Genomic DNA, 23,446 nt, shown 5'->3' with positions numbered 1-23,446 from the left:
AACGCTGTCCACACTCACGAACAGAACCAGGGCGGCGGTTCGCGAACCCCGGGGCCGCGCCGTCCTCCCGGGCTGCGCGGGGGCCCGCCGTCCGGCGGGCAGGGCCGGGAACGGCCCGGATGTTGCCGTCGTCGCGCGTGAACGGTGACCGTGCACACGCCGCGCGGCCGGAAGTGCTGCCGCAAGGGCCGTCGGCCCCTCCTCGTCGCCGCCCTCCTTCTCGCCCCGGTGCCCGCCGCCCGGGCGGGGCAGGTGAGGGGGTGTCGGCCGTCTCAGAGCCCGCCGTTGCGCGGGTCCCGCCGGATCCGGACACTGTGGGGTCGAGTACGGTGGCGCCTGACGGGAAATATCCGAAATGGGATTGCACCGAATCGGATAGGTAACGGAATTCGGTGTTCTGCCCGGTATGCGCCCGAGCGGGCGCTAGACTCGTCGCGGTCGGCGGGCGACGGTCCGTCACCACCCGGTGCACGTTCCGTGGGATTTCACGGACCGCGTCCGGACGGCCTCGCTCCGCGAGCACCACGGAAGCGGTCAGGGAGGGTGGAGGATGAGCGGCTATGTCGCGCGCGTGCGCCGCGGCGACCTGCCCGGGCGGGGGACCGGCTATGAGGCGCTGGCCGAGTCGGCGGCGCTGCGCTGGGCCGCGGTCGACCCGCTGCTGCCCGCGCCCCCGCGCCTGCGCCGCGCCGGGGACACCCTGCTCACCGTCAGCGACGAGGCGGGCCGCACCGTCGCCGCGGGCACCATGCGCTACTCCTGGTACCAGCCGGGCGAGGTGGGCCGCACCTGGGGGATGCCCGACCAGCACTGGCTGACCCCGGTGGTCGGCGGCCCCGACCCCGAGCGGGCCCTGGACTCGCTGCTGACGAGCTGGAAGGAGCAGCTGGTGGCCCAGCCCGGCGGCACCGGGTCGGAGTCCTCCGCGCTGCTCACCTGGCCCTCCCGCGACGTGTGCGGAATAGCGCCGCTGCAGCGGCACGGCCTGCAGCCCTACAGCGTGCTGTCGGTGCGCCCGCGCGGGCGCGGGGTGCCGCCCTCGCTGCCCCCGCGCGACGTGGCGATCCGGATGGCCGACCGCCAGGACCTCACCCCGGCCGTGGGCCTGCTGATGGAGCAGCACCGCTTCGAGGAGCGCTTCGGCGGGGTCTTCGTGCAGCAGGAGACGGCCGAGCAGACCCGCAGCGTGCTGTCGACGGCGCTGAACCGGCGCCCGTCCTGGATATGGGTGGCCGAGCGGCGCGGCCGGATGGTGGGCCTGGTGTGGGTGACCCCGCCGCAGCGCGCGCGGTGGACGGCGCCGCTGGTGTCGGCGACGTCGGCGGCGCACATCGGCTACGGCATCGTGACCGAGGGCGAACGGGGCCGGGGGATCGGCACGGCCCTGGTGGAGCAGGCCCACCAGGCGCTGGACACCTGCGGGGCCGAGACGGCGCTGCTGGACCACTCGGTGATGAACCCGCTGTCGACCCCGTTCTGGGCCCGTATGGGCTACCGCCCCCTGTGGACCACCTGGGAGGCCCGCCCGGCCACGGCGATGCGCTGAGGCGGGTGCGCCCCGGCCGCGCCCGGCGATCCCGCCCCGGGGCGCGGCCGTCGGCGTCCGGCACCGGGGGCGCCCGGCCGCGCACCCGGTGGCCGCCGACCGCCGGGGCGGCCTGGACTTCCTCACATAGTCCGTCGGGCGGGCCGTGGCCCATCCGGGCGGGCGCCGGGCCCCGGCGGCGCGGCGGCGGGGACGCTCAGGTGATGCGGCCCGGGCCCTGAGACCGGTCGCCACCCCCTCTGACGGGCGCGGACGCGGCGGCGCGTGCGCGCGCGTGCCGTCGGGCGGGTCCGGGCCTGTTATCCTGGTGGCCCGTGGAGTCCGAGGCCCGGAGCGGGGAACCGCCGGGACCCAGAGGGCGCCGCACGGCCGCCCGTCCTCAGCAATCGGGCGGTCCGCAGCCATTCGACCACGGGAGCAACACTTGGCATCCGCCGCGAGTACCAAACACCTCTTCGTTACCGGCGGCGTCGCCTCGAGCCTCGGCAAGGGCCTGACCGCGTCCAGTCTCGGCCGGCTGCTGAAGTCGCGCGGTCTGCGGGTCACCATGCAGAAGCTGGACCCCTACCTCAATGTCGACCCCGGGACGATGAACCCCTTCCAGCACGGAGAGGTGTTCGTCACCGACGACGGGGCCGAGACCGACCTCGACATCGGCCACTACGAGCGCTTCCTCGACACCGAGCTGTCGGGGTCGGCGAACGTCACCACCGGCCAGATCTACTCCAGCGTGATCGCCAAGGAGCGGCAGGGCGCCTACCTGGGCGACACCGTCCAGGTGATCCCGCACATCACCAACGAGATCAAGTCGCGCATCTACGCGATGGAGTCCGCCGACGTCGACGTGGTCATCACCGAGATCGGCGGCACGGTCGGCGACATCGAGTCGCTGCCCTTCCTGGAGGCCGTGCGGCAGATCCGGCACGAGATCGGCCGGGACAACTGCTTCTTCCTGCACGTGTCGCTGGTGCCCTACCTGGCGCCGTCCGGGGAGCTCAAGACCAAGCCCACCCAGCACTCGGTGGCGGCGCTGCGCAACATCGGCATCCAGCCCGACGGGCTGGTGTGCCGGTCGGACCGGCCGATCCCGGACGCCATGAAGTCCAAGATCAGCCTGATGTGCGACGTGGACGAGGGCGGCGTGATCTCCTGCCCGGACGCGCCCTCCATCTACGACATCCCCAAGGTGGTGCACCGGGAGGGCCTGGACGCCTACGTGGTGCGCCGCCTGGGCCTGGCCTTCCGCGACGTGGACTGGACCGAGTGGGACGACCTGCTCGGGCGGGTGCACCGCCCCGAGCACGAGGTCACCATCGCCCTGGTGGGCAAGTACATCGACCTGCCCGACGCCTACCTGTCGGTGACCGAGGCGCTGCGCGCGGGCGGCTTCGGCGAGGACACCCGGGTGAACATCCGCTGGGTGGCCAGCGACGACTGCCGGACCCCGGAGGGGGCCCGCCGGGAGCTGGAGGGCGCGGACGGCGTCCTGGTGCCGGGCGGGTTCGGCGTGCGCGGCATCGAGGGCAAGCTGGGCGCGATCCGCTACGCCCGGGAGAACCGCGTCCCGCTGCTGGGCATCTGCCTGGGCCTGCAGTGCATGGTGATCGAGTTCGCGCGCACCGTCGCCGGGATCGAGGGCGCCAACAGCGCCGAGTTCGACGACAAGGCGGCCGAGCCGGTCATCGCGACCATGGCCGACCAGGCCGACGTGATCTCCGGCGACCGCGACATGGGCGGCACCATGCGCCTGGGCCTGTACCCGGCCGACCTGGCCGAGGGGTCGCTGGTGCGGGAGGTGTACGGCAAGGCGCAGGTGTCCGAGCGCCACCGGCACCGCTTCGAGGTCAACAACGCCTACCGGGGCCGCCTGGAGGAGGCCGGGATGCGCTTCTCGGGCCTGTCGCCCGACGGCCGCCTGGTGGAGTACGCCGAGCTGCCGCAGGAGGAGCACCCGTTCTTCGTGGCGACCCAGGCGCACCCGGAGCTGCGGTCGCGGCCCACCCGCCCGCACCCGCTGTTCTCCGGGCTGGTGGCGGCCGCCCTGAAGCGCGCGGCCGAGGCCCGCGCCTGATGGGCGCGTTCTGGGGCGACAAGCTCGCCGACGTGCCCGAGCGCCGCGACCCCGTCGCCCGCGAGGTGCCCTTCCGGGGCGCCAAGACGCAGGTGCACGTGGACCGGCTGGTGCTGCCCGGCGCCGACGGGCCCGAGGAGGTGTCCCGCGAGTACATGGTGCACCCGGGTGCGGCGGCGGCGCTGGCCGTGGACGGGGCCGGGAGGGTGCTGATGGTGCACCAGTACCGGCACGCGGTGGGCGAGCGCCTGTGGGAGCTGCCCGCGGGGGTGCGCGACGAGGAGGGGGAGGCCCCGGTGCGCACCGCCATGCGCGAGCTGGAGGAGGAGGCCGGGCACCGCGCGGAGCGCTGGTTCGAGCTGGCCGACTTCTTCCCGTCCCCCGGGTTCTCCAGCGAGCGCATCCAGGTGTTCCTGGGGCGGGGCGTGAGTCCGGTCCCCGAGCAGGAGCAGACCTTCGTCCGGCTGCACGAGGAGGCCGACCTGCGCCCCGAGTGGGTTCCGCTGGAGGAGGCGGTGCGCGCGGTGGCCGAGGGCCGGGTGCGCAACNGGGCGCCCGCCGCCGAGCGCGACGGGTTCGCCTCGCTGCGCCCGGCGGAGTGACCGGGGCCCCGCCCCGTCGGCGCGGCGGTGCGGGCACGGACGTGTGAGGGCGCCGCGGCTCCGCGAGGGGGCCGCGGCACCTTCGTTTGCGCGCCCTTCCCGACAGCGGCGCACCCCTATGGCATCATCTGTCCCGGAAGTCGCGGGAAGCCGGGTGATGACGACGAGCGCCGAGTACGAGGCCGTGGCGGACCGGAGCGACGCCGGCGCCGCGGTGCGGACCTACCTCGACCACCTGGCCGTCGAGCGCGGGCTGGCGGCCAACACCCTCGCCTCTTACCGGCGCGACCTGCGCAGGTACGTGCTCTTCCTGGAGTCGCGCGGGCTGGGGTCGCTCGCCGAGGTGGCGGAGGGGGACGTGTCGGCGTTCCTGCGCGCGCTGCGCGAGGGCGACGAGGAGCACCCCCCGCTCGGCGGGAACTCGGCGGGCCGTGCGGTCGTGGCGGTCCGGGGCCTGCACCGGTTCGCGCTCCGGGAGGGGCTCGCCCCGGCCGATCCGGCCGCGGAGGTCAGCCCGCCCCGCCCGATGCGGCGGCTGCCCAAGGCGGTGCCGCTGGAGGACATCGAGGCCCTGCTGGAGGCGGCCGGGTCCGAGGGCGACCCGCGCGCGCTGCGCGACCGCGCCCTGCTGGAGCTGCTCTACGGGACGGGCGCCCGCATCTCCGAGGCGGTGGGCCTGGACGTGGACGACGTGACCGGCCCGGCTCCGCCCGGAGCCGAGGACGGCGGTGTGGTGCGCTTCCGGGGGAAGGGCGGCAAGGAGCGCCTGGTGCCGGTCGGCCGGTTCGCCCGGGAGGCGGTCCAGGCCTACCTGGTGCGGGGGCGGCCCGTGCTGGCCGCATCGGGCCGGGGCGTACCGGCCCTGTTCCTCAACGCGCGCGGCGGCAGGCTGACCCGGCAGGGCGCCTGGGCGGTGCTGCGGGCGGCGGCCGAGCGCGCCGGGCTGCGCGACGTCTCGCCGCACACCCTGCGCCACTCCTTCGCCACCCACCTCATCGACGGCGGCGCGGACGTGCGCGTGGTGCAGGAGCTGCTGGGGCACGCCTCGGTGAGCACCACGCAGGTCTACACGCTGGTGACCGTCGACCGTCTGCGTGAGGTGTACGCGGCCGGGCATCCCAGGGCCCGCCGCTGACGGGGTTCCGAGTCCGACAAGTGCGGCACGGGCGCGCCCCGGGCGCGTAGAGTGTCGCGTTGAATCACCCCGTGTGGACGTTCTAGAGTCGCCGCACGACGGCAGGCCGCTGTCGACATGGCGAGTTGTTTCCGACGGCCGGCCGCGCGGCGGGCCCACCGGGTCCGGGCAGCCGGTCCGTAGGGAGGTCAAAGGGTTGTGAGCTGGTCGCGATACGACGATGCGGAGGCGGGAGCCCCCATCGACGACGGCATGCACGGCGCGGCGGCGAGCAGCCCGTGGGGGGAAACGCGCAGCACGGGGGACGAACTGCAGACGACACGAGCGAAGCCGAGTTTTCCGGATCCGGAGCCGCTGGACCGCCACGGTCCGGCCCGGATCGTGGCACTGTGCAACCAGAAGGGCGGGGTCGGCAAGACCACGACCACCATCAACCTCGGGGCGGCCATCGCCGAGTTCGGTCGGCGGGTGCTGCTCGTCGACTTCGACCCGCAGGGCGCGCTGTCGGTGGGCCTGGGGCGGCTGGACCCGCGCGAGCTGGACCTGACCGTCTACAACCTGCTCATGGAGCGCGACGTCACCGTCGAGGACGTGCTGCTCAAGACGGACGTGGACGGGCTGGACCTGATCCCGAGCAACATCGACCTGTCGGCCGCCGAGGTGCAGCTGGTCGGCGAGGTCGCCCGCGAGCAGATGCTCAAGCGCGCGCTGAGACCGGTCCTGGACGACTACGACGTGGTCCTCATCGACTGCCAGCCGTCGCTGGGCCTGCTCACCGTCAACGCGCTGACCGCCGCCGACGGAGTGGTGGTGCCGCTGGAGTGCGAGTTCTTCGCGCTGCGCGGGGTGGCGCTGCTGATGGACACCATCGAGAAGGTGCAGGAGCGCCTCAACGAGGAGCTGGTGATCGACGGGTTCCTGGGCACCATGTACGACCCGCGCACGCTGCACGCGCGCGAGGTGCTCTCCACCATCGTGGAGGGCTTCGGCGACAAGGTGTACGGCACCGTGATCAACCGGACCATCCGCTTCCCCGACGCCACCGTGGCGGGGGAGCCCATAACCCGCTTCGACTCCTCGTCGGCGGGCGCGACCGCCTATCGGGATCTCGCGAAGGAGGTGCTGGCCAGGTGGGCAAACAGCGATCACGCCGTGTGACGCTGCCCGGCGCCGACGAGCTGTTCTTCCGCCCGTCCGAGCCACCCGCCCCAGAGCCCGCACCCGACCGCGCGGGGGAGATCCCCGCACCGGCCACGGGGGCCGAGGACACGGCCTCCGGGGGATCTGTGCGGCGTTCTTCGACTCCGGAGAGTAGTGAAGAGAGTGCGCACGGTCGCGATGCGGGCGGAGGCGGCCGGGAGGCCCCGGATGCTCCGGCCGACACCCGGCCCCCGGAGCAGCGGGACCCCGAGGCGCCCGCGCCGAAGCGCAAGGCGCCCCGAAAGCGCAAGGCCGAGCCGGCGGCGCCGCAGCCCAGCGGGCGGCAGCGGCACGACGAGAAGATCACCGTGTACGTCTCGGCCCAGGAGCTGCTCGCGCTGGAGCAGGCCCGGCTGACGCTGCGGGCCGAGCACGGCCTGGCCGCCGACCGGGGGCGCATCGTGCGCGAGGCCGTGGCGGTGCTGCTCGCCGACTTCCACGAGAACGGGGGCGACAGCGTCCTGGTGCGGCGCCTGGCCGACTGACCCGGCGCCGGGAGCGGGGCCGCAGGAGCGAGGACGGGAGCGGAGGCGGGACCGGCACCGCCCGGGCGGTGCCACCCTAGAGGGATGACCGACGAGCGCACCGAGGAGGAGGCCGCGGGCGAGGGCGGCTTCCAGGTGCACCTGGAGAACTTCGAGGGGCCTTTCGACCTCCTCCTCGGGCTGATCTCCAAGCACAAGCTGGACATCACCGAGGTCGCCCTGTCCAAGGTCACGGACGAGTTCATCGCCTACATCGCCGAGCACGAGGGCGCCTTCGACCTGGACCAGGCGAGCCACTTCCTGCTGGTGGCGGCCACGCTGCTGGACCTCAAGGCGGCGCGGCTGCTGCCCCGGGGCGACGTGGAGGACGAGGAGGACCTCGCGCTCCTGGAGGCGCGCGACCTGCTGTTCGCCCGGCTGCTGCAGTACCGGGCCTACAAGCAGGTCGCCGCGCTGCTCCAGGAGCGCATCTCGGCCCAGGGGCGCCGGTTCGCGCGCGCGGTGCCGCTGGAGCCGCGGTTCGCCGAGGCCCGGCCGGACGTGATGCTGAAGCTCGGCCCCCAGGAGTTCGCCGCCCTGGCGGCGCGGGTGTTCACCCCCAAGGAGCCGCCGAGCGTCCCGGTGACCCACATCCACCAGCCCAAGACCTCGGTGCGCGAGCAGGGGGCGCTGGTGGTGGAGGCGCTGCGCGCGGCGGGGGAGCTGACCTTCGCCGAGCTGACGGCCGACTGCACCGGTACCTTCGAGGTGGTCGCCCGCTTCCTGGCGCTGCTGGAGCTGTACCGGGCGTCCAACGTCGGTTTCGACCAGCCCGAGCCGCTGGGGGAGCTGCTGGTGAGCTGGACCGGCGGTACCAGCGGCGAGGTGGACGTGAGCGACGAGTACGACGACGCCGCCCCCGGGGACGGGCAGGACGGCGGAGGGGAGCGCGGGTGACGGCGGGACAGGACACGGCCGGGGCGGTCGGCACGGCCGGGCCGCAGGCCGACGGCGCGGCGGACGCGGGCGGCGCCGCGGGCGCGGAGGGGGTGCGCACCGGCGCCGACCCTGCGCTGCGGCGCGACCTGGAGGCCGTGCTCATGGTGGTCGACCAGCCGGTGGCCGCCTACGACCTGGCGCGCGGGCTCGGCCGCCCGCTGGACGACGTGGCCGCCGCGCTGGAGGAGCTGGCCGAGGAGTACACCGGCCAGGACCGGGGCTTCGACCTGCGCCAGGTCGCCGAGGGGTGGCGTTTTTACACGCGCCCGGAATGCGCGGAGGTCGTCGAGCATTTCCTTAAGGAGGGCCAGGAGGTCCGGCTGACGCAGGCGGCGCTGGAGACACTCGCGGTCGTCGCCTACCGGCAGCCGGTCTCCCGGGGAAGGGTCTCAGCGGTCCGAGGTGTGAACTGCGACGGGGTTATGCGTACCCTCGTACTGCGAGGGCTCATCGAGGAGGCGGGACAGGACCCCGAATCCGGGGCGCACCTGTACCGCACGACCAGCTATTTCCTCGAACGTCTGGGCCTGCTGAGCCTCGACGATCTTCCGGATCTGGCCCCGTTCCTGCCTGACGACATCGAAGGTATTGACGAAACCGGTGAACACACCACGTAAGAACGACAGGTCCCGCGGTGGGCGGGACTCGACCGGACCGCGCGGTGAGCGCGGCCGGGCCCCGCGCGGTGAGCGCGGCGACGACAAGAACGAGCGTTCCCAGCGCCGCGAAGGGCGGCGCACCGAGCACCGGTCCGAGCCCCGCTCCGAGCGGGCCGAACGCGGGGGCCGCGGGGGCGAGAGGCGTGAGGGCCGTGAGGGCCGCCCCGAGCGGCGCGAAGGGCGCCGCTTCGAGGAGCGACCCGAGCGCGGCGGCCGCCAGGGCGCGGCCCGCGGCGGCGCGCGCGAGGGCGGACGCGGGGGTACCGGCCGCGGTGCCCCGGAGCGCGGGGAGCGGTCCGGCCGCTCTGAGCGCTCCGACCGTCCCGAGCGCGGTGGCCGCCCCGAACGCGGCGGCCGTCCCGAGCGTTCCGGCGGTCCCGAGCGCGGGGAGCGGTCCGGCCGCTCCGAGCGTTCCGCGCGCCGGGACCCGCCCCGCCGGGAGCGCGGAGGGCGCCCCGAACGGTCGGGCCGCCCCGAGCGCTCCGACCGTCCCGAGCGTGCCGACCGCCCGCAGCGGTCCGGTCGCCCGGAGCGCGGAGGGCGCCCTGAGCGCGGTGGCCGTCCGGCCGGGCGGGGAGGACCCGCCCGCGGCGACGGCGGCCGGGCGCCGCAGCAGGGCCGGGGCTCCGAGCGCGAACTCTCGCGCGAGGCCCGCGCCCGCCTGAAGGCGCTCCGCTCGGAGTTCGACCCCGCCGACGAGGACCGGCGCTCCGACGAGGAGCGCGACTCCTACCAGGGCGTGCCCGGCGGCATCCGGCTCCAGAAGGCCCTGGCCCAGGCCGGTGTGGCCAGCCGCAGGGCCAGCGAGGAGCTGATCGCCGAGGGCAGGGTCACCGTCGACGGCCAGGTGGTGCGCCGCTTCGGCGCCCGCGTGGACCCCGAGCGCTCGGAGATCCGCGTCGACGGGATGCTCGTCAACACCGCCCCCGACCGGCTGTACTACGCGCTGAACAAGCCCCGGGGCGTGGTCAGCACCATGTGGGACCCCGAGGGGCGCCCGACGCTGTCCGACTACGCCGGGCAGACCGAGGAGCGCCTGTTCCACGTGGGGCGGCTGGACACCGAGACCGAGGGCCTGATCCTGCTCACCAACGACGGTGAGCTGGCCAACCGGCTGACCCACCCCCGCTACAAGGTCGTCAAGACCTACCTCGCGAAGGTGCCGGGCCCGGTGCCGCGCGAGGTGGTGCGGGAGGTCCGCAAGGGCGTGGAGCTGGACGACGGCCCCGTCGAGGTGGACTCCTTCCGCGTGGTGGAGAACCTGGAGCCCCGGGCGCTGGTGGAGATCCGCCTGCACGAGGGGCGCAAGCACATCGTGCGGCGCCTGATGGAGGCGGTCGACCACCCGGTGGCCGACCTGGCCCGCACCCAGGTGGGGCCGATCGGGCTGGGCACCCTGAAGACGGGCACCATGCGCGCCCTGACGGCCCAAGAGGTGAGCGAGCTGTACACGGAGGCGGGCATGTAGCACGCCGAGCCCGCCGGGCGCCGCGGGGCCCCTCCACGTCCGGAGGGCCCCGCGGCGCCGTCGTGTGCGGCGCCTGTGCGGGGGCGCGGGACCGGGGGCAGGGCGACCGCTGGGACCACTGCGTCGCCGGACTCCGCGATACACGGCCACCGGGTGGGACGCCGGGCCACCGGACCAGGGGCCCGGACGCGGTCGTCCTCGCGTCTTCTCAGGGGCGGTTCACCAGGCATCGGGGCCGGGGCGCCGCACCGCAGGGAGTACGGTGGAGCGGGCAGATCACGGTGGGGGAGCCTGCGGCTCTCCGGACGCCGTAGGAGAGCGGGAGAGGGACGAGGCGACAGTGGCAGTGCGAGCGATCCGTGGGGCGGTTCAGGTCGACGCCGACGAGCGTGAGCTCATCATCGAGGCGACCGCCGAGCTGGTGTCGGAGGTGATGCGCCGCAACGGCCTGACCACCGACGACGTGATCAGCGTGCTGTTCACCGCCACCCCTGACCTGACCTCGGAGTTTCCCGCGTTGGCCGCGCGCAAGGTGGGGTTCGCCGACGTGCCGCTGATGTGTGCGAGCGAGATCGCCGTGCCGCACGGCATGCCCCGGGTGGTCCGGCTGATGGCGCACGTGGAGACCGACCGCCCCCGCGCCGACCTGCACCACGTCTACCTGCGCGGGGCCCAGGCCCTGCGGCTCGACATCGCCCAGTGACCACGGGCCGGGGGGGCCGGCGGCCGCCCCGCGCGCCTGAAAGCGGTCCCGCGACGGGCCTGAGTGCCCGGTCCGGTGAGGCGCCGTGGCGGCGTCCACGGAACACCCGGCGGCCGGGGCCGCCGTCGGCGGGGCGTCGGCCGAGTCCGCGAGGGGACGGGCCCGGCCCAGAGCCGTAGGGGTCGCACTGCCCTGGTCGGACGGAGACCGCTCCTCCCCGGCGGGAGCGGCGCCGCTGCGCCGGGCCGCCGCCGGGCCGGATGCCGATACGCTCGGCACGACCCCTCGGGAAGGGAAGGCACCGCAATCCGGGCCCGCCCGCGGGATCCGAACGACACCTGTGGCCGTTGTGGCCGTGCGATGCGCCACGGCACGAGGCGGCACGGCACCGCCGGGGCCTCCGGCCCGCCGGGCCGCCCGATACGCTTGAAGTGCGCCCCTGACCTGCGGGCGCGCCGGAACTCGGAGGGGACGCACACCCATGATCGACCGCGCCGTCGTCATCGGGGCCGGGCTGATCGGCACCTCGGTCGCACTGGCGCTGCGCGGGCAGGGCGTGCGGGTCCACCTGGACGACCCCGATCCGCGCAACCTGCGCATCGCCCGCGACATGGGCGCCGGTGAGCGGCTGGGGGCCGACCCCGGGCCGCCCGCCGACGTCGCGGTGATCGCCGCGCCCCCGGCCGCCGTGCCGCAGGCCCTCCTGGCCGCCCAGCGCCGCCACCTGGCCCACGTCTACACCGACGCCGCCAGCGTCAAGGCGCGGGTGGCCGAGGGCGCCGAGCGCGCCGGGTGCGACATGTCGGTGTTCGTGCCGGGCCACCCCATGGGCGGCCGGGAGAAGAGCGGCCCCGGCGCCGCCCGCTCCTACCTGTTCGAGGGGCGCTCCTGGGCGGTGTGCCCGACCCCGGAGGCGGGGACCAAGGCGGTGGCCGCCGTCACCGAGCTGGCGCGGCTGTGCGGCGCCGACCCGGTGGTGATGGACGCCGCCGCGCACGACCGTGCGGTGGCGCTGGTCTCCCACGCCCCGCACCTGGCCTCCTCGGCGGTGGCCGCCCGCCTGGCCGAGGGCGACGCGCAGGCGCTGCGGCTGGCCGGGCAGGGGGTGCGCGACGTCACCCGCATCGCCGGGGGCGACCCCGCGCTGTGGACGGAGATCCTCGGCGGCAACCCGGGCCCGGTGGCCGAGGTGCTGGAGGCGGTCTCCGCCGACCTGTCCGCGGCCGCAGGCCGTCTGCGCGAGGGGGGCGGTGCGGGCCTGGACGGCGTGCGGGCCCTGCTGGAGCGCGGCGTGGAGGGCCGCGGGCGGATCCCCGGCAAGCACGGGGAGCCGTCGCCGACCATCCCCCGCTACACCGAGGTCCCCGTGGTGCTGCCCGACGAGCCGGGCGCGCTGGGCCGCCTGTTCTCGGCGGTCGGCGAGGCCGGGGTGAACATCGAGGACGTGCGCATGGACCACTCGCCGGGCCAACCGCAGGGCCTGGCGCAGCTGGCGGTGCTGCCCGAGGCCGCCGAGGGGCTGGTGGGGGCGCTGCGCGAGCGCGGCTGGTCGGTGCACATCTGACCGTGCGGCGGCGCGGGGCCGCCGGGACGGACTTCCGCCGGACCGTCCGCCTCCCCGGGGCCGCCGTCCGCCGTGAGGGCGGGGCGCCGGGGACGGCACCGTGCACGGGTTCCGCGGGTGCCCCGGCGGGGACGACGGCCGGGCGGCCGCGCCCGCCCCGGGCGCCGCACGGGCGCGGCGGTCCGGGCGGAACAGGGGGACTACGGCTGTAACCTGATTCGTTGAGATGAGATGGAACCGAACCCCTGGGGAGAGAACCGACGTGAGCGCGCAGGGCAACGCCGGAGCGGGCGCCGAGGGCGCGGCCGGACCGGGCATGGTGATCGCCATCGACGGGCCGTCCGGGTCGGGCAAGTCCAGCACCTCCAAGGGCGTGGCCGCCGCGCGCGGCTTCGAGTATCTCGACACGGGGGCGATGTACCGCGCCATGACCTGGTGGATGATGCACCACCGGGTCGACGTGGACGACGCGGAGGCCGTCGCCGCCGCCGCGTCGCGGCCGGTCATCACCATGGGCACCGATCCGTCGGCCCCCACCGTCCAGGTGGACGGCGCGGACGTGGCCCAGGCGATCAGGACGCAGGAGGTCACCTCCGGTGTCAGCGCCGTCAGTGCCGTACCGGCGGTGCGTGAGCGGCTCGTGGCCATGCAGCGCGACACGATCGCGCGGGCACGGCGCGAGTCGGGCGGAATCGTCGTCGAGGGGCGCGACATCACCACCGTGGTGGCCCCCGACGCCGCCGTGAAGATCTACCTGACGGCCAGTGCGGAGGCGCGGGCCGCGCGCCGCAGCAAGGAGGTGCGCACCGACGACGTCGAGGCCACCAAGCGTGCGCTGGCGCTGCGCGACCGGCTGGACTCCTCGCGGGAGGACTCGCCGCTCACGCAGACCGAGGACGCCTTGGAGCTGGAGACCAGCGGGCTGGGCCTGCAGGAGGTCATCGACATCGTCGTCGGCCTCGCCGACGAGGCGGCGGACGGCGCACAGGCGCAGGCCGCCGCGCAGTAGCGGGGATCGGACGGGGGCGGCCGGCACCGCCGCCGTCCTCCGGGCGGGCACCGCGCCCCCTGAAGGGGGCGCCTCCCCGGTCGGCCGCCGGCCGGTCGGAGCACGGAGGAGGTGCGGCCCCGGCCGGGCCCACCGCACGCAGTACACGACCACCCCCGCGGCACGCGTCCCGGGCGCGCGGGGGATACGGAACCGGGAGAAGGTTCGGAGAGCCATGAGCGAGAACAACCCCGCCGGAGAGGCGTGGGGCGCCACGGAGGAGGCCGCCCAGGCGGCCGAAGCGGGCGAGCGGGCGGCGGTCACACCGGTGGTCGCCGTCGTCGGCCGCCCCAATGTCGGAAAGTCGTCCCTGGTCAACAGGGTTCTCGGGCGCCGTGAGGCGGTCGTGGAGGACGTGCCGGGCGTGACCCGGGACCGGGTGGCCTACGACGCCTCCTGGCAGGGGCGGCCCTTCACCCTGGTCGACACCGGCGGCTGGGAGACCGACGCGGAGGGGATGGCGGCCAGCGTCGCCCGGCAGGCCGAGTACGCGGCCCAGGCCGCCGACGTCGTGCTGTTCGTGGTGGACGCCACCGTCGGGGTGACCGACGCCGACGCCGCGGTCACCCGGGTGCTGCGCTCCACCCGCCGCCCGGTGGTGCTGGCCGCGAACAAGGTGGACGGCCCGGCCCAGGAGGCCGAGGCCATGGCGCTGTGGAACCTCGGTGTGGGCGAGCCCGTCGCGGTCTCGGCGCTGCACGGGCGCGGCACCGGCGACCTGCTGGACGCGGTGGCCGCGCACTTCCCCGACGACGAGGAAGGGGCCGGTGAGCGGGCCGCCGCCGACGAGGAGGGGCCGCGCCGCATCGCCCTGCTGGGGCGGCCCAACGTGGGCAAGTCCAGCCTGCTCAACCGGCTGGCGGGTCAGGACCGGGTGGTGGTCGACCCCACCGCCGGGACCACCCGCGACGCCGTGGACGAGCTGGTCGAGCTGGGCGGCATCACCTGGAAGTTCATCGACACCGCGGGCATCCGCCGCCGGTTCCGGCGGCTGCAGGGCGCCGACTACTACGCCACCGTGCGCACCTCCTCCGCGCTGGAGCGCGCCGAGGTGGCGGTGGTGCTGATGGACGTGTCCGAGCCGCTGGCCGAGCAGGACATCCGGGTGGTCGAGCAGGTCATGGAGTCGGGCCGGGCGCTGGTGCTGGCCTTCAACAAGTGGGACACGCTGGACGAGGACCGGCGCTACTACCTGGAGAAGGAGATCGACCGGCAGCTGTCCCGGGTGTCCTGGGCGCCGCGGGTGAACATCTCGGCCAAGACCGGGCGGCACATGGAGAAGCTGGTCCCGGCCATCGAGACCGGGCTGGCCTCCTGGGACGCGCGGATCCCGACCGGGCGGCTGAACAGCTGGCTCAAGGAGCTGGTCGCGGCGACCCCGCCGCCGGTGCGCGGCGGGCGCCAGCCCAAGATCCTCTTCGCGACCCAGGCCGACGTGCGGCCGCCGCACTTCGTGCTGTTCACCACGGGGTTCCTGGAGGACAACTACCGGCGGTTCATCGAACGGCGGCTGCGCGAGGACTTCGGGTTCGAGGGGAGCCCGATCAAGGTCAGCATGCGCATCCGCGAGAAGAAGGGCGGGACCAAGGCGTCCAAGGGCAGCGTCCGCCCCGACTGGCGGCGCTGAGCACGGGCGGGGGCGGCGGTGCGCCGCCGCCCCCGCCGCGGACGCCTTCCCGCCGGTCCGTTCGCGCCCCGCCCGGGGCGCGGGAAACGAGGTCGGACGTGTACAAGGTGCTGGTGAGCGCCTGCCTGATGGGGCGCAAGGTCCGTTTCGACGGCAGGGCGAAGACGGCGGGGCACCCGGTGCTGGAGCGCTGGCGTGCGGAGCGGCGCCTGGTCCCGCACTGTCCGGAGATCGCGGGGGGCCTGCCGGTCCCGCGCCCGCCCGCGGAGATCGCGGATGCGGCGGGGGCCGAGGCGGTCCTCGACGGCGCGGCCGCCATCGTCACCCCGGAGGGGGAGGACGTGACCGGCCCGTTCGTCGCAGGTGCGCGCGAGGCCCTGGAGACCGCCCGGAGCCAGGGTGTGCGGCTGGCGGTCCTGAAGGAGGGCAGCCCGAGCTGCGGGACCCGGTCGGTCTACGACGGGACCTTCACGGGAGGCAAGGTCGTGGGCCCGGGGGTGACGTCGTATCTGCTGTCGGACAGCGGCATCCCGGTCTTCACCGAGAACGAGATCGACGCCGCCGAGGCGTACCTGAAGTCCTTGGAACACGAGGAGCCGGAGGAGCCGGAGGTCCCCTTCTGGGGGCCCGAGGCCGGTTCCTGACGGCGGAGGGTGGGTGACGCCGGAACGCCTGCGGCGACGGGCGGCGCCGGGCCGCGTCCCGCTGCGCGGCGCGCATGGTCGCCGCCGCCCGTCCACCCGTCGACGGCGCACCCGGGCCGCCCCGGCGCTGTGATGACCGCTCTGACCTGCTCTGCCCCGGTCGGACGGAAGTTTTGCGGACGTGATCGCGCAAGATCGCGCCACCGCGGGTCGGGCGGGACTCTGCGGCACGTGTCCACCGCTGCGATGACATCGGCCCGTGCGGATGCTCGGCCAACTGCTCGGCCGACCGGAGCAGCACCGGCCACGACCCGGCCCTCCGGGCGCGCTCGCCTGCGCCTCGGGTGAACACTTCGCCGAATCCGCCGACCGTGAGCATGTCGACGGGAAGCAAGAGTGTCTGTGCACCGGTTGTGATGGCGCTCTGATGGCGCGGTGCGGTGTCGGCGGGTTCCGGTACCACCGCGGCCCTCCTCGTCGCCGGGCGTGGCCGCCGCTCGCAGCTTCTCCTGGTCGTTCGTCCTCGCTTGGCTGCGGGCGCTCCGCCGTGAGGTGCGGCTTCGTAGACGGCGGCGGGGCGGCTGTCGAGGAGGGATCTGGCGCGCCCCGTCGCACGCGGCGCTGTCAGGAGTCATCGACACGGCCCTGCGACGAAGACGGGCGCTGACGAGTCTCTCGGACCAACCCACCGACAGCACTGCTGGAGTGGTGGAACCTCCGTCTGGCCAGGTCAGTGCGATTGTCGCGATATCGGGCGGCTCTGCCTCCTGCGTCGGTACCCCGACCGGCGCCCTGCACATCGGTGGGCTACCTCCGGCTGCCGGTCCATGGGGTCACGTCCGCTGGAGTGGTGTCGTTTCCTTCCGTGCGGGTCAGTGCGATCGTCGCGGCGTGGGGCGAGCACCGCCCCCTCCGCCGTTTGCGGGCCGGTGGCGGCGCGACCAGAATGGCGCTCGGTACAAGGATCAGGAGCGCCACAGCGATGACGAACACACCCCCCACCCCCGGCGGCGGAGCGATCGACACGAGCGTCCCGCACAGCGCGCGCATCTGGAACTACTGGCTGGGCGGCAAGGACAACTACCCGGTGGACCGGGAGGCGGGCGACCGCTTCCTGGAGGTCTTCCCCGGCATGGCGCAGGGCGCCCGGGAGTCGCGCGCGTTCCTGAAGCGGACCGTGCGGTACCTGGTCGAGGAGGCCGGGATGCGCCAGTTCCTCGACATCGGGACGGGACTGCCCACGCACGACAACACCCACGAGGTCGCCCAGGCCTGCGCGCCGGAGTGCACGGTGGTCTACGTCGACAACGACCCCTTGGTGCTCACCCACGCCCGCGCGCTGATGGTGGGCACCCCGGAGGGGGCGACCGACTACATCCACGCCGACCTGCGCGAGCCGGAGGCCATCCTGAAGGCGGCGGCCGCGACGCTGGACTTCGACCGCCCCGTCGCGCTGATGCTCATGGGCATCCTCGGGCACGTCGCCGATCTGCAGGAGGCCCAGGGCATCGTCGGGCGCCTGCTGGCGGGGCTGCCGCGCGGAAGCCACCTGACGGTCAACGACGGGACCAACGTGCTCAGCGACGCCAATGTCGAGGCGCACGAGCGCTACAACCAGAGCGGCGCGATCCCGTACGTACAGCGCAGCCCCGAGGAGATCGCGTCCTTCTTCGACGGCCTGGAGCTCGTCGAGCCCGGCGTGGTGATGGTGACGCACTGGCGCCCCGAGCCGGGGGACGGGGCCTTCGCGGCCGAGCCGCCCGAGGTGGACGGTTTCGGGGGCATGGCGCGCAAGGTCTGAAGGGTTGCCCGGCCCCGGTGGGCGGGGCCGGGCGGATGGCCCGGCCCCTGCTCCGGTGGTGGACCCCGCCGGGCTTTGGCGGTGGTTCCCGCCGGAGGACGGGACGGCGGGCGCGAGACCGGCCCGAAACCGGACAATAGGAGATCTACCTCGTAAAGGTGGCGATGCGGGTGTTCTTCTCGAAGGCCCACGCGCGGCGGCGGACCGGCCACTACAGTGGCCTGCCACACGCGCGCCTTCGAGCGCAGGCCGCACCCAAGCCCTCACCTCCCGAAGGACGATCGACCCCATGGACGACTACGACGCCATCGTCATCGGCGCGCGCTGCGCGGGATCCCCGCTCGCGATGCTCCTCGCCCGCTCCGGCGCGAAGGTCCTGCTGCTCGACCGGGCGACCTTCCCCAGCGACACCGTGTCCACCCACTACATCCACCACGCCGGGGTGGCGCGCCTGGCGGCCTGGGGGCTGCTGGAGGACGTGCGCGCCTCGGGGTGCCCGCCGATCGAGCGGGTCGCCTTCCACGTCGCCGGGACGGTCCTGGACGGCCTGCCGCCCGAGGCCGACGGGGTCCGCACCGGATACGCCCCGCGCCGGACGGTACTGGACACGCTGCTCGTGGAGGCCGCGGCGCGCTCAGGGGCGGAGGTGCGCCAGGGGACGTCGTTCCGCGCCCCGCTCTACCAGGGCGACCGTGTCGCGGGGGTGACCTGCGCCGCCGCGGGGCGCGAGTTCAGCGCCCGCGCGCGCGTGGTCGTCGGCGCGGACGGCAAGCACTCCACGCTGGCGCGCGTCGTGGGGGCCGAGCCCTACGCGGACGAGGGCGTCCAAGGGTGCATGTACTACGCCTACTGGAGCGGGCTGCCCGACGAGGGGTTCCGCGTGTACACGGGGACGGGGTGCACCGTCATCGTCATCCCGACCAATGACGGGCGCACGGTGGTCGCGGTGGGCTGGCCCCGGGAGGCCTTCGGGCGGGTCAAAGCGGACGTGGAGGGGAACTACACCGAGGCGCTGCGGGAGGCCGTCCCGGAGCTGTACGCGGCGATGGCCCGGGGGGCGCGGGAGAGCCGCATCGTCGGCGACGGCGACCTGGCCAACCGGTACCGCACCTCGTCCGGCCCGGGGTGGGCCCTGGTCGGCGATGCCGGGCACGTGAAGGACCCGCTGTGCGCGCTCGGCATCACCGACGCGTTCGTCCAGGCCGAGCTGCTGGGTGAGCGGCTCATCGGCGCCCTGGGGGAAGGGCCTTCGGCGATCGACCGGGCGACGGCCGACTACGCGGCCGAACGCGACCGGCGCACGTCGGTCTCCTTCCGGACGTGCTCGGCGCTGGCCAAGGGGGAGATGCCCGAAGGGCTGCCGGAGGCGATGAAGGAGGCGGCCGGGGACCCGGACAGGGCGGCCGAGTTCTTCGGCCTGCAAGCGGGCCTGGTCTCGTTCGAGGACTTCCTCGCGGGCGCCGACCGCCGCTGATCGGCCTCCCGTCCGTCAGCGGGCGCCGGGCGAGTGTTCCGCGGACGCCCGTTTCGCGGACGCCACCAGGAGCCCCACGTCCCGGTCACCCGAAGGCGGTGTCGAGCTGGGCGTCTAAGGCGGCGACGGCGTCCTCGGGGGTGCACTCCCGGGTGAGGATCTGCGTCCCCAGGCCCTCGGCGAGGGCCAGGAGCCCCACGGCCGCCGAGTAAGGGTCGGGACCTTCCGCATGCCTCGCCTTTCCTCCTGCGCCCGGCCGTCCCGCCTGTCCTGTCCGCCCCGCGCGCGCTGAACGGATGAGGTCGGCGATGTGCGCGCGCAGGGGCGCGGGATCGGGCAGCACGGCCCCGGCCACGTCCGAGTGCACCGCGGCGTGGGCCTGGAAGGCCAGCGCCGCCTTCCCCTCCTCCGCGCGTTCGGTGTCCAGGGGGAGGAGCTGCATGAGGAAGCCGCGCACGCTCTCCTTCGGCGGCAGGGCGTCCGGGCGGGCCCGTTCGAGCCGGTCCTGCACGCGTTCGGCCACGGCCCTCAGGGCGAAGGCCATCATCGAGTTCTTGTCGCGGAAGTAGTGCTGGACCATGCCGGTGGAGACGCCGGCCTCGGCGGCGACCAGGCGCAGGCTCACCGCCTCCAGCCCCTGGCGGGCGGCGACGCGGATGAGGGCGTCGGCGATGCGGGTCCGGCGGGCGTGGTGGTCGACCTTCTTCGGCATGGCCGCCAGCTTTTCACGATGCGGACGTATCGACACATGTGGCCGGGCGGTACTCGCATTGCAATTGCATCGGAAAACCCGACGACACCCCCGAGGGTCCCACCCATGCCCGGTGCGCCCGCCCCCGCGCCGGACGGTATCCCGTGGGCGGCGTCCATGGCGGATGAGGGCCCAGCTGAGGTGCCCGTGCGCTGGCGACGGGGCGCGCCCCCGGGCCCCTGCCCGCCGCTTGCGTCCTCGGCTCCTCTAGAGCCCGATCTCGTCCCCCGTCGGGCCCGAGCCCGAGTGCGCGCCCTCCTCGCCTTCAGCGCAGTTGCGCGCCCGGCGGGCGCGCACCCGGTCCAGGACCTCCTTCCAGGCGGTTGCGGAGTCGGGCAGCGCGACGATCCGCTCCAGCAGGCCGACGTCGGCCGTGCGCCCGGCGGCGAACCCGGCGGCGGCCGTGATCCCGTGGTCGGGCCGGTGCACGATCTCCACCGGGTCGGCGGCGCGCACCCGCCCCTCGTCGAGGACGCGGAGGTAGACGCCGAAGCGCCCCTCCTCGGTGAAGGACTTGACCCACTGGCGTTCGCCGACCCAGGCCTGGAACACCCGGCAGGGCGTGCGCGGCAGGGTGACTTCGAGGAGCGTGCTTCCGACGCGCCACTGCTCGCCGATCACAGCGCCGGTGACGTCGACCCCGATGGTCGTGAGGTTCTCTCCGAAGGCCCCGTCGCGGAGGGCGCGCCCGAGCCGCTCTTGCCAGGCGTCGAGGTCTTCGCGGGCGTAGGCATAGACGGCCTTGTCGGGCCCGCCGTGGTGCTCCCGGTCGGCCTGGTCGTCCCCGTCGAGCCCCAGGAACCCGACGGCCACCGCCCCGGCCGCGGACCGCTTGTCGATCGCCGTCCGCCTCATCCTCCCGGCCCAGTCGGCCTCGATGACGGGCCCGGTATTGACCGACGCGATCGTCCCCTCACTGTGCATGGGGGAAGCCTAGTAGCGGCGATCATCGCCCGCCCTCCGTTTCCCGGGGCAGCCCGGCACCGTCGGCAGGGGCCCGGCCAACCTGTCACGTCGGGCGGCGGCGAGGCGGGTCGGCGGCCTTTGCGGCAGCGCCGTCGGGTGCTCGGCCTGGGCATGGTCGCTGTCCTTGGCGGTGACGGTACTAGCGGGGCGGTTTCCCGGCCCTGCTTGCCGTCCGGCGGGTTCCTCGTGGTTCGGGCGGGGCGGCGCGCCCCCGGGGGCGCGCCGCCCACGCGGCAGCCCCGGCCGTCGAACAGAGAGCGGGAGGCGCCCCGGCGCCCGGGATATCGGGCGATGCAGACATTGGACTGGTCCCCGCACTCTGGGTGCGGCATGTGCCCCGGAGGCATCCTGTGTGCCGGGATCGCCGCATGATCGCTGATCAGGTGGTGGATCCGCCGCGCAGGACCGCCGAGCACCCTTTGCTTGGCCGTTAGGTCCGGAATGTGTTCCGGCCCGGCCGTGTCCTCATTCGGTCAGCCCGGCCGCCCGGCCCTGGTGTGCCGCCGCTGCGCGTTAGTATCGCTCTCCGTGCCGCCCTGAAGACGGCCGGGTGACGTGAGCGGACGGCGGGTCCGTCGGGTGGCCGGTGGCGGTCCGTCCGGGTGAAGGAGCGCTTCCCCGGACGTGCGTGCCCGAGGGGCGACGGGGCCGTGCGAACCGCGACCGGCCCCTGCACCCGTCGGCGAGATGAGTGGAGCGGATCGTTGTTCCTGAGCCGGGTCCCCGTCAACGAGATGTCGCGTGCCTTCCGGCGCGACTACGCCGACGTCCATGACATGCACCGGACGCTGATGAGCGTCTTCGACGAGGCCGACGTGGACGCGGGCGCGCGCCGCCACCACGGCCTGCTCTGGCGCATGGAGGAGGACGGCCCCGCCCGCTCCCTGCTCGTGCAGAGCCGCGTGCGGCCCGACTGGACCCGCCTGCCCCACGGGTACGCCTCCGGGCGCGTCAAGGTGACCTGCCTTCAACCGGCCCTGGCGGCGGCGGAGGCGGGCAGGCGGCTCTCCTTTCGCCTGGTCGCCAACCCGACCCGCAGCACCCCGCCGGTCGGAGGCGCCCCCGGCGGCCGGGGGCGCGGGAAGAGGCGGCCGATCCACGATCCGAAGGAACAGGTGGCCTGGCTGATCCGCCAGGGGGAGCGGCACGGTTTCGTCATCCCGGCCGCCTCCGACGGGGCCCCGGACGTGTCGGTCGAGCCGCGCCCTGCGCTGCTCGGCAGGAAGGTGGACCAGCGCTCCAAGGCGCGCGGCGACTCGCGCCTGAAGATCTCGATCCTTCCCGTGGGCTTCGCCGGGCGGCTGACCGTCACCGAGCCCGAGGCCTTCGCCGAGGCGGTGAAGGAGGGCATCGGCAGGGCCAAGGCGTACGGGTGCGGGCTGATGAGCCTGGAGCCGGACCTTCCCGCGGTCCGTCGCGCCTCGTGATCCCGGGGAGCGCCACGGGGTGACGCGGACGCGGGGAGGGCGGGGACGCCCTGGGGAACGGCGCCCCCGCCCCGGGGACACCCCGCACGGTCGGCGTCGGCTGCGGAAGCGGAGGACCCGCCCCGCGGCGGCGTCGGCCGAGAGGGCCCGTGGCCATGCCGCGCCGCCCGCTCGGGCAGGACCGAGGGCGGACACCGCGCCGGGTGGCGCGGCCGCGGCGACGACCGTGCGCACGCTCCCGTGGGATGCCCCGGGGGATAGGGGCACCGCGCCGCCAGGCCGTACGGGGGGTCGGCCGTTGTCGGCGCGGCCACCGAGCGGTCCCGGTGGGAGGCACAGATGCATGCTGTCACGCGGTGGGGGCCCACGCAGAGGTTTCCGTGAATTGGCCGCAAGGAGGGCTGCTGGTCCCGGATCGGCGGAACACCCGTCCCGAATCGGACGCCGGGCGCCACACGCCGTCGGTGAGGCGCGTAGGTACGTTGGGTGGGTGTGCGCGGCTCCGCCGGTGAGATCCTCCACACCGCACGCCGGGCGTCCTTGGCTATGGTCCCGGTGGTGGTGCTGTTCGAGCAGCGGTTCTGGCGGCGGCACCGCCGAGATCATCGCGGGGGACGGGCGGGGATAGGGCACCGCTCGGGCGTGGCCCGGCGCCGAGGGGACGCCGAGGGGACGAGAAGCGCAGAAAAACGTTTCAATGCGGATCTCGTTGGACGGTGGCGTGTTCTCGTGGCGATGGCCTGGGGTGCGGGTTGTCATGAGTGGGTGACTCCCCAGTATCGCCTACCCCGATAGCCCTGTCCGGCGCAATATTGTTGACACGTTTCAATGCCGACTGAAAGGATGGACGGGCATACTCGTGACCTCTGGCGGGGATTCCTGGGAAGGGCAGCGGTGGAACCGAGCGAACGCGCCGACCGGCCCGTCGGCATCAACGACGTCGCGGCCCGCGCGGGCGTGTCCGCCGGGACCGTCTCCAACGTGCTCAACCGCCCCGAGCGCGTCTCCGAGGCGACGAGGCGCCGGGTGGAGCGCGCCATCGAGGAGCTCGACTACGTGCGCAACTCCTCCGGGCGCAACCTGCGCTCGGGGCGCAGCGACTCGATCGGCCTCGTCGTGCTCGACGTCACCAACCCGTTCTTCACCGAGGTCGCCCAAGGGGTCGAGGACGTCGCCGCCGAGGACGGCCTGGCGGTCGTGCTGCTGAACTCGGCCGAGCGCAGCGACCGGCAGCGGCGCTCGGCCCGCCTGCTGGCCGAGCAGCGGGCCGCCGGAGCGGTGGTCATGCCCGTCGACG

General features: G+C 74.6%; 20 protein-coding genes. 18 read left to right on the top strand and 2 right to left on the bottom strand.

Going from position 1 to position 23,446, the window contains the following annotated elements; genetic code table 11:
* The first annotated feature begins 550 nt into the window (after positions 1-550).
* The 16 genes from D476_RS0101025 (at position 551) to D476_RS0100945 (ending at position 19,005) form a co-directional block, all read left to right on the top strand.
* On the top strand, positions 551-1,546 hold the full coding sequence (locus tag D476_RS0101025; RefSeq protein WP_017622128.1) for a GNAT family N-acetyltransferase: 996 nt from the start codon (positions 551-553) through the stop codon (positions 1,544-1,546).
* A 424-nt stretch (positions 1,547-1,970) separates the two neighbouring features.
* Complete coding sequence (locus D476_RS0101020) at positions 1,971-3,617, top strand: CTP synthase (protein ID WP_017622127.1); 1,647 nt, start codon at positions 1,971-1,973, stop codon at positions 3,615-3,617.
* Complete coding sequence (locus D476_RS0101015) at positions 3,617-4,219, top strand: NUDIX domain-containing protein (protein ID WP_017622126.1); 603 nt, start codon at positions 3,617-3,619, stop codon at positions 4,217-4,219. The genes D476_RS0101020 and D476_RS0101015 overlap by 1 nt, the downstream gene beginning before the upstream one ends.
* A 157-nt stretch (positions 4,220-4,376) precedes the next feature.
* Positions 4,377-5,354: a site-specific tyrosine recombinase XerD gene (locus D476_RS0101010; RefSeq protein ID WP_017622125.1), complete on the top strand. Its 978-nt coding sequence runs from the start codon at positions 4,377-4,379 to the stop codon at positions 5,352-5,354.
* A gap of 198 nt (positions 5,355-5,552) precedes the next feature.
* Entirely contained in the window at positions 5,553-6,512 is a 960-nt protein-coding gene (locus D476_RS0101005) for a ParA family protein (RefSeq protein WP_026123117.1), read from the top strand.
* The gene (locus D476_RS0101000) at positions 6,485-7,039 is read left to right on the top strand and encodes a hypothetical protein (RefSeq protein WP_086002610.1); all 555 of its coding nucleotides are present in this window, start codon (positions 6,485-6,487) and stop codon (positions 7,037-7,039) included. The genes D476_RS0101005 and D476_RS0101000 overlap by 28 nt, the downstream gene beginning before the upstream one ends.
* Positions 7,040-7,123: 84 nt before the next feature.
* Positions 7,124-7,975: a segregation and condensation protein A gene (locus D476_RS0100995; protein WP_017622122.1), complete on the top strand. Its 852-nt coding sequence runs from the start codon at positions 7,124-7,126 to the stop codon at positions 7,973-7,975.
* Positions 7,972-8,634 carry an SMC-Scp complex subunit ScpB gene (gene scpB / locus D476_RS0100990; RefSeq protein WP_017622121.1) on the top strand — a complete coding sequence of 221 codons (663 nt, stop codon included), beginning with the start codon at positions 7,972-7,974 and terminating at the stop codon, positions 8,632-8,634. The genes D476_RS0100995 and scpB overlap by 4 nt, the downstream gene beginning before the upstream one ends.
* Positions 8,618-10,144, top strand: coding sequence for a pseudouridine synthase (locus D476_RS35900; protein WP_017622120.1), 1,527 nt, complete (start codon positions 8,618-8,620; stop codon positions 10,142-10,144). Before scpB ends, D476_RS35900 begins: the two co-directional genes overlap by 17 nt.
* 340 nt (positions 10,145-10,484) lie before the next feature.
* Positions 10,485-10,847, top strand: a complete 363-nt coding sequence (aroH, locus tag D476_RS0100975; RefSeq protein ID WP_026123115.1) for a chorismate mutase — start codon at positions 10,485-10,487, stop codon at positions 10,845-10,847.
* 481 nt (positions 10,848-11,328) lie between these two features.
* On the top strand, positions 11,329-12,411 hold the full coding sequence (locus D476_RS0100970; protein ID WP_017622118.1) for a prephenate dehydrogenase: 1,083 nt from the start codon (positions 11,329-11,331) through the stop codon (positions 12,409-12,411).
* 262 nt (positions 12,412-12,673) lie between these two features.
* Entirely contained in the window at positions 12,674-13,420 is a 747-nt protein-coding gene (gene cmk, locus D476_RS0100965; RefSeq protein WP_017622117.1) for a (d)CMP kinase, read from the top strand.
* A gap of 214 nt (positions 13,421-13,634) precedes the next feature.
* Complete coding sequence (gene der, locus D476_RS0100960; protein ID WP_017622116.1) at positions 13,635-15,086, top strand: ribosome biogenesis GTPase Der; 1,452 nt, start codon at positions 13,635-13,637, stop codon at positions 15,084-15,086.
* Between the two features lie 98 nt (positions 15,087-15,184).
* Positions 15,185-15,730, top strand: coding sequence for a DUF523 domain-containing protein (locus tag D476_RS0100955; protein WP_017622115.1), 546 nt, complete (start codon positions 15,185-15,187; stop codon positions 15,728-15,730).
* Positions 15,731-16,712: 982 nt separating this feature from the next.
* Positions 16,713-17,531: an SAM-dependent methyltransferase gene (locus D476_RS0100950; RefSeq protein WP_017622114.1), complete on the top strand. Its 819-nt coding sequence runs from the start codon at positions 16,713-16,715 to the stop codon at positions 17,529-17,531.
* Between the two features lie 289 nt (positions 17,532-17,820).
* Entirely contained in the window at positions 17,821-19,005 is a 1,185-nt protein-coding gene (locus tag D476_RS0100945) for an NAD(P)/FAD-dependent oxidoreductase (RefSeq protein WP_017622113.1), read from the top strand.
* A gap of 85 nt (positions 19,006-19,090) precedes the next feature.
* On the opposite strand, the gene D476_RS0100940 is transcribed toward D476_RS0100945, so the two are convergent.
* Together D476_RS0100940 and D476_RS0100935 are read right to left on the bottom strand one after the other, a co-directional pair.
* The gene (locus D476_RS0100940; RefSeq protein WP_017622112.1) at positions 19,091-19,717 is read right to left on the bottom strand and encodes a TetR/AcrR family transcriptional regulator; all 627 of its coding nucleotides are present in this window, start codon (positions 19,715-19,717) and stop codon (positions 19,091-19,093) included.
* 246 nt (positions 19,718-19,963) lie between these two features.
* Positions 19,964-20,680 carry an MOSC domain-containing protein gene (locus D476_RS0100935; protein ID WP_017622111.1) on the bottom strand — a complete coding sequence of 239 codons (717 nt, stop codon included), beginning with the start codon at positions 20,678-20,680 and terminating at the stop codon, positions 19,964-19,966.
* Positions 20,681-21,426: 746 nt separating this feature from the next.
* On the opposite strand from D476_RS0100935, the gene cas6e reads away from it, so the two are divergent.
* Together cas6e and D476_RS0100925 are read left to right on the top strand one after the other, a co-directional pair.
* The gene (cas6e, locus tag D476_RS0100930) at positions 21,427-22,149 is read left to right on the top strand and encodes a type I-E CRISPR-associated protein Cas6/Cse3/CasE (protein WP_017622110.1); all 723 of its coding nucleotides are present in this window, start codon (positions 21,427-21,429) and stop codon (positions 22,147-22,149) included.
* Positions 22,150-23,043: 894 nt separating this feature from the next.
* Positions 23,044-23,446 (top strand): LacI family DNA-binding transcriptional regulator (locus D476_RS0100925; RefSeq protein ID WP_017622109.1); only part of this gene is annotated, 403 nt, incomplete at its 3' end.

This window comes from Nocardiopsis chromatogenes YIM 90109 (assembly GCF_000341185.1).
Classification (GTDB): domain Bacteria; phylum Actinomycetota; class Actinomycetes; order Streptosporangiales; family Streptosporangiaceae; genus Nocardiopsis_A; species Nocardiopsis_A chromatogenes.
This window is presented reverse-complemented; position numbering and strand designations above follow the sequence as displayed.

What these genes read in the sequence shown, in the direction of transcription:
- D476_RS0101025 (WP_017622128.1), top strand. Translation starts at nt 551, where the DNA reads ATGAGCGGCTATGTCGCGCGCGTGCGCCGCGGCGACCTGCCCGGGCGG.
- D476_RS0101010 (WP_017622125.1), top strand. Translation starts at nt 4,377, where the DNA reads ATGACGACGAGCGCCGAGTACGAGGCCGTGGCGGACCGGAGCGACGCC.
- D476_RS0100995 (WP_017622122.1), top strand. Translation starts at nt 7,124, where the DNA reads ATGACCGACGAGCGCACCGAGGAGGAGGCCGCGGGCGAGGGCGGCTTC.
- D476_RS0100970 (WP_017622118.1), top strand. Translation starts at nt 11,329, where the DNA reads ATGATCGACCGCGCCGTCGTCATCGGGGCCGGGCTGATCGGCACCTCG.
- der (WP_017622116.1), top strand. Translation starts at nt 13,635, where the DNA reads ATGAGCGAGAACAACCCCGCCGGAGAGGCGTGGGGCGCCACGGAGGAG.
- D476_RS0100950 (WP_017622114.1), top strand. Translation starts at nt 16,713, where the DNA reads ATGACGAACACACCCCCCACCCCCGGCGGCGGAGCGATCGACACGAGC.
- D476_RS0100945 (WP_017622113.1), top strand. Translation starts at nt 17,821, where the DNA reads ATGGACGACTACGACGCCATCGTCATCGGCGCGCGCTGCGCGGGATCC.
- D476_RS0100940 (WP_017622112.1), bottom strand. Translation starts at nt 19,717, where the DNA reads ATGCCGAAGAAGGTCGACCACCACGCCCGCCGGACCCGCATCGCCGAC.
- D476_RS0100935 (WP_017622111.1), bottom strand. Translation starts at nt 20,680, where the DNA reads ATGCACAGTGAGGGGACGATCGCGTCGGTCAATACCGGGCCCGTCATC.